5 protein-coding genes and 1 pseudogene are annotated in these 5618 nt (G+C 30.0%); 3 read left to right on the forward strand and 3 right to left on the reverse strand.

Features of this window, described 5'->3' with window-relative positions:
- A partial coding sequence (locus tag Q0V08_RS10350) for a pyrroline-5-carboxylate reductase dimerization domain-containing protein (protein ID WP_297434521.1) occupies positions 1-347 on the forward strand: 347 nt, incomplete at its 5' end.
- 11 nt (positions 348-358) lie between these two features.
- Complete coding sequence (locus tag Q0V08_RS10355) at positions 359-667, forward strand: pyrimidine/purine nucleoside phosphorylase (protein WP_297434522.1); 309 nt, start codon at positions 359-361, stop codon at positions 665-667.
- Positions 668-721: 54 nt separating this feature from the next.
- Here the strand turns inward: Q0V08_RS10355 and Q0V08_RS10360 are convergent, their stop codons facing one another.
- Both Q0V08_RS10360 and Q0V08_RS10365 read right to left on the reverse strand, forming a co-directional pair.
- Positions 722-2167, reverse strand: coding sequence for a phosphate--AMP phosphotransferase (locus Q0V08_RS10360; RefSeq protein WP_297434524.1), 1446 nt, complete (start codon positions 2165-2167; stop codon positions 722-724).
- 73 nt (positions 2168-2240) lie between these two features.
- Positions 2241-3152 carry a hypothetical protein gene (locus tag Q0V08_RS10365; RefSeq protein ID WP_297434526.1) on the reverse strand — a complete coding sequence of 304 codons (912 nt, stop codon included), beginning with the start codon at positions 3150-3152 and terminating at the stop codon, positions 2241-2243.
- 356 nt (positions 3153-3508) lie between these two features.
- Between Q0V08_RS10365 and Q0V08_RS10370 the strand changes: the two genes are divergently transcribed.
- Positions 3509-4822, forward strand: a complete 1314-nt coding sequence (locus tag Q0V08_RS10370; RefSeq protein ID WP_297434528.1) for a sodium-dependent transporter — start codon at positions 3509-3511, stop codon at positions 4820-4822.
- Positions 4823-4860: 38 nt separating this feature from the next.
- Here the strand turns inward: Q0V08_RS10370 and Q0V08_RS10375 are convergent.
- Positions 4861-5618, reverse strand: a pseudogene (locus Q0V08_RS10375) (pyridoxal-dependent decarboxylase); the annotation flags it as partial.

Genomic DNA, 5618 nt, shown 5'->3' on the forward strand with positions numbered 1-5618 from the left:
ACTCTATAGGAAAAGCTGAGGTTGTAGCTGAGTATATGATGGACGCAGTAGTAGGAGTTAGTGGAAGTTCGCCAGCATATGTTTATATGTTTATAGAGGCTTTGGCAGATGGAGCAGTAATGGAAGGAATGCCAAGAGATATGGCATATAAGTTTGCAGCTCAAGCTGTTTTAGGAAGTGCTAAGATGGTTTTAGAAACAGGTATGCACCCAGGAGCACTAAAAGATATGGTTTGTTCTCCAGGGGGAACAACAATAGAAGCTGTGAGTATTTTAGAAGAAAGAGGAATGAGAAGCAGTGTAATAGAAGCAATAAGAGGTTGTGTAGCTAAAGCTAGAAAAATGTAAGGGGGAAAAAAGTGGAGTTTAAAAATGTAAAGGTTATAAAAAAAGCAAATGTATATTTTGATGGAAGGGTAGATAGTAGAACAATTATATTTGAAGATGGAAGTAGAAAAACTTTAGGATTTATGCAAAAAGGCGAATATGAGTTTGGAACTGCAGCTCCAGAATTAATGGAAGTTTTAGGTGGAGAGATGCTAATTAAAAGAGCTCAGGACTCTGGCTTTATTAAGATAAAAGAGGGAGAAAGTTTTTCTGTAGAGGGAGATTCATCATTTAAAGTTATAGTTAATGAGTATGCAGATTACTGTTGCTCGTATAAATAAGAGATAGTTATAAAAAGGGAGCTTTTAATCAGCTCCCTTTTTAATAAAATAATTTTAGATGTTATATAGTTTTTGTTCAATCTCTTTTATAATTTTTTTCAAAACAAAAATTCTAGCATAGTATTTATCATTAGCTGGAACGATGTGCCAAGGACAAGAGGTAGTAGAGGTTCTAGAAATCATCTCTTCAACAGCTTCTTTATACTCCTTCCATTTTTCACGATTTCTCCAATCCTCTTCAGTTATTTTCCATTGCTTAGACGGAGTGTTCTCTCTTTCTTTAAATCTTTTTAGTTGCTCCTCTTTAGAGATTTGTAGCCAAAATTTAATAATAATAGAGCCGTTATTTACCCATTGAGTTTCCATATCTGTAATCTCTTGGTAAGCTCTTTTCCACTCATACTTAGTAGCAAATTTTTCAACTCTTTCTACAAGAACTCTACCATACCAAGTTCTATCAAAAATAGCTACATGTCCATATCGTGGGAAAGATCTCCAAAATCTCCAAAGATAATGCTTACTTTTTTCAACATCGTTTGGAGCAGCAATTGGGATAACATCATAACCTCTAGGATCCATTTTTTCAACAACTCTTTTAATATTTCCACCTTTTCCAGCAGCATCCCAACCTTCATAAGCTATTATAACTGGAATACGTCTAGTGTATAGTTCGTGATGAAGATCTGAGATCTTATTTTGAAGTTTTACTAACTCTTTTTTATACTCTTTTTTATCAATAGTTTTAGATAAATCAACATCATCTAAAGAGTATGGTTTTTTATAAGGAAGTAGTACGTCATCAGGTCGGACATCTTTTTGATTTAAATAGCTTTCTATTTTTTCTACAATTATTCTAAAAACTTCAGACTTTGCTCCATATAAACTATTTGAAGAGATAATATTCCAACCACAATCAAAATTGTTAGTTCGCTCAATAATATCTTCCCAATTTTCAATAATAGATTTATAATTGAAATTTTGTTTCCAAGCATAAGGAGTAACTTTCCATGATTTTGCTGGATTTTTTTTTGCTTTAAAGTATCTTTTTTTCTGAATTTTTTTAGAAACATGAAGGAAAAATTTGATGATTAACATACCGCTTCTAAGAAGAGAACGTTCGATTTTATTTATCTCTTTACATCTTCTAGTAATATCATTTTCCTCTTGAAAAGCGAGATCATACCAAGATTTATCAAAAATATGAAACTCTCCTTGTCCAGGAATATCCTCTAAATATTGTTTCAAAGGAAGATTATTTTCTGCTAAAGGGTGATTATGGTTAATAACACGGTATCCTCTAGGATCTAAAGTTACAAGAATTTCATTTATAATAGCACCTTTTCCTGAAGCTTCAAGGCCTTCAAAAATAATTAAAATGGGAATTTTTTTCTCTTTACCAACTCTTTGAAGCTCAGCAAGTTTTAATTTTAATGGCTCAATAGTTTTATGGTACTCTTTTTCTTTCATTTTTAAACAGCTTTCATTACTTAAAATACCCATAAAAAAACCTCCTTATTTTGTAAATTTCATTTCTAAAATATACAAAAGTAAGAAGGTAATTCCTGTTTTGAATTTATAATTGTTTTTCTCTATAATCTAAAAGATTTTTAATCATTAGGTCATAACGAGCTGGAAACTTTTTACTACCATTTCCAAAATATTTTTTCATAATCTCTAAATCCTCTATTTTAGAGAAATCTTCTAGAGTATTAATATTATTACTATGTAAAAGAGCAATAATTTTTGGACTAATACCTTGAGAGAATGTTATATTGAATTTTTTATTTAGATATTTTCTTAAAGATGTAGAGTTTATCTCAATTTCATGCAGAGTATTTCCTTCAATAGTATTTACAACTTTTTTCTCATACTCTGTAATCTCTTTTGAAATACTTTCAAACTCCCGATCAGCAATCTCTAAAAATCCTGCTAAAAGTTTAAATCTTCTTTTTATATCTGTTGGGAGTTGTCCACTAAATTTATAGTTTTTATCGTGCTCTACTTCAGCCCAAGCGTGCTGTAGTATAGTTCTAACTTGAATTTCAAATTTTAATCCTTCAAATCTTTCAAATTCAGGAAGTTCTAAAAGATTTTTAGGAAGAGTTGCAACTAAATGTATAGATTTATATCCTACTTTATCTTCTCCTAAAGTGTCACTTTTATCCACACTGTTACTTTCATCGATTATAAATGTATGTCTCAAAAAATGTTCAACAATTTTAGTTTCACTTTCTAAGAATGTAATAACTCTAAGTCCACATAGATCAGTAGCTTCTTCAACACATGAATAACCTTTACGCTCTATTTTTTTTTGAAAACTTTCTCTGGTTTTAGCTCTACTAGTAATTGAATGATAGATAATTTTTTCTTTTTCAAAGGACTGCTTTAAAAAACGTTCTAATCTTTTTCCCAATTTACGATAAAGCTCTCTATTTTTTTTGTAATAGTTTAATAATTGAAATTGATTACAGTTAATTTTTTCCATAGTTACCTCACTTAAAAAAATAATATCTACATATAGTTATATCACAAAAATAAAAAAATCCTTGTTTTTTTTATTGTATAATGCTACAATAACTCAAAATAATTATTCTTAGGGAGGTGTATTAAATGAAAAAGCAATTAGATATCTTAAAAATTAATACATCTTTAACAGAAACAGTTTTATTTTGGTGGTGGCCATAGTTAGTTTGTAACCTGAGAATGCAGGATACAAACTTATTTTAGCTTGGTCAAAAAACTAAAAAAGATTGTATCTGATAGATTAAATTGAGAAAACATTTATTCCACAGATATATTTCTGTGGAATTTTTTTTTACAAAAATTAGGAGGTGTAGTAACGTGAACGACAAAAGAGAAAAGTTTAGTAACAAAATCGGATTTATTTTATCATGTGTAGGAGCAGCCATAGGACTTGGAAATATTTGGCTTTTCTCTTGGAAGTTAGGAACTTATGGTGGAGCAGCATTTTTAATACCATATTTTATATTTATGGCTTTATTTGCCTATGTTGGATTAGTTGGAGAGATATCATTTGGAAGAATGATGAAAAAGGGTGTTTTAGGTGTTGGAAAACTTATGGAAAAAAAGGGAGTACCTTTTGCTAAGTTTTTACCAATAGTTCCAATAGTTTCGGTAGCAGGGATATTTACATTTTATGTAATAGTTTTTGGATGGATAATAAAATATTTTGTGACATATTTAATGGTGGATATGAGTACTTTAAACTATGAGCAATATTTTGGAAGTTTTACTGGAAATACAGAATCTATATTCTGGCATTTTATAGCTGTTGTTTTAAGTGTTGGGGTAATCTCTTTAGGTGTTATAAAGGGAATTGAAAAGATAAATAAAATCGTTATGCCTCTAATGTTTATAATATTCTTTGGACTTATGATAAAATCACTTAGTCTTCCGGGAGCAATGGAAGGAGTAAAGTTTTTATTAAATCCAGACTGGGATAAACTTTTAAATCCAGTAACTTGGGTTATGGCTTTAGGACAAGCGTTTTTCACAGTAGGAGTGAGCGGATCAGCACTTTTAGTTTATGGTAGTTATTTAGATAAAGACGTAAGTATATCAGGCAGTGTTGTTCAAACATGTATTTTAGATACTTTAGCAGCATTAATGGCTGGATTTATAATTATACCAGCAGCTTTTGCCTTTGGTTATGGACCTGGAGCTGGACCAAGCCTACTGTTTATAACACTTCCTTCTGTATTTAATAATATGGCTGGAGGAAGAGTTTTAGGAATAATATTCTTTTTAAGTGTTATATTTGCAGCTATATCTTCTGCAATAAACCAGTTAGAGGTTCCTGTAGAGGCAGCTATGGAAAAATTTAATATCTCTAGAGTTAAGGCTAGTATAATTGTTGGAGGAGTTCTATTTTTAATAGGATTACCTTTAGATTTAGATATGAATCTATTTGGAACTTTTGCAGATACAATGACAATCTATCTAATACCTCTTGGAGCTATTATAATTTTAGGTTTCTATTTCTACGGAATAGATTCAAAATCAATAGAGTATGAGATTGATTTAGGAGCAAAACATAAAGTAGGAAAATATATTGTAAAAATAGGAAAATATATATTTGTACCAGGAGTATTAATAATTCTTATATTAGGAGTTTTATACGGAGGTATAGGATAGAAAAAATCCCAAGAGTGGAATTCTCTTGGGATTTTTTTTTATTTAATTATAAGCGTTAATTTTTTTATAATTGATTCTTCAACTTTTTCAATATAAGTTTTAAAAGTTTCTGGATTATTTAAGAATGGAGATAATACACAAGCTCTTAGTAAAGTTAAATCATTAACTTTGAACCACTCTTCTTTAGGTATATCTAATCTTTGTAAAACATCTAATGGACTATTAGCATAATCGTTTATATTAAAATCAGTATGTGATGTCACAAACTCATTTGCATATAGATTAGGAGTCATAACAGAGGATAAATCATATAAATCATGATTTAATTTGTTTAAAGATTCTAATGATTTATTTCCTTCAATATTAAAAATGAAATCAACCATATTAAAATCAGGAGATGTTAATGGTTCTACTCTTACTATTTTATCTCCAACTTTAATAGAATTTTTAGCTTTTAAATAATCATAAAGATTAAAAGCCCCTTCAACACTTGCTCCTATTAATTTTCCATAACCAGCGATATTTAATGGTAGAACTCTATGTGCTGCCCAAACAGCAGCAGCAGTAGCACCAGCTTTTGATCCCTCCATTATAAATGCTCCAAGTAAAGCTGGAATCTCAACACCTTTTTCAAATACATAGCTAGCAAAATATGATATAGAGTTTCTCATTCTTCTATCTTTTATAACAATTCCACCAGCAGCATAAGGAATATATCCCATTTTATGAGGGTCAATAGTTATACTATCAGCACAACTCATAGCTGTGCTGATAGTATAACTATTGACCCTCATAA

Source organism: uncultured Cetobacterium sp., assembly GCF_947038635.1.
GTDB lineage: Bacteria > Fusobacteriota > Fusobacteriia > Fusobacteriales > Fusobacteriaceae > Cetobacterium_A.

Bases quoted from the DNA above. Each gene is read 5' to 3' on its own strand.
- Q0V08_RS10365 (WP_297434526.1), bottom strand. From the start codon at position 3,152: ATGGAAAAAATTAACTGTAATCAATTTCAATTATTAAACTATTACAAA.
- Q0V08_RS10360 (WP_297434524.1), bottom strand. From the start codon at position 2,167: ATGGGTATTTTAAGTAATGAAAGCTGTTTAAAAATGAAAGAAAAAGAG.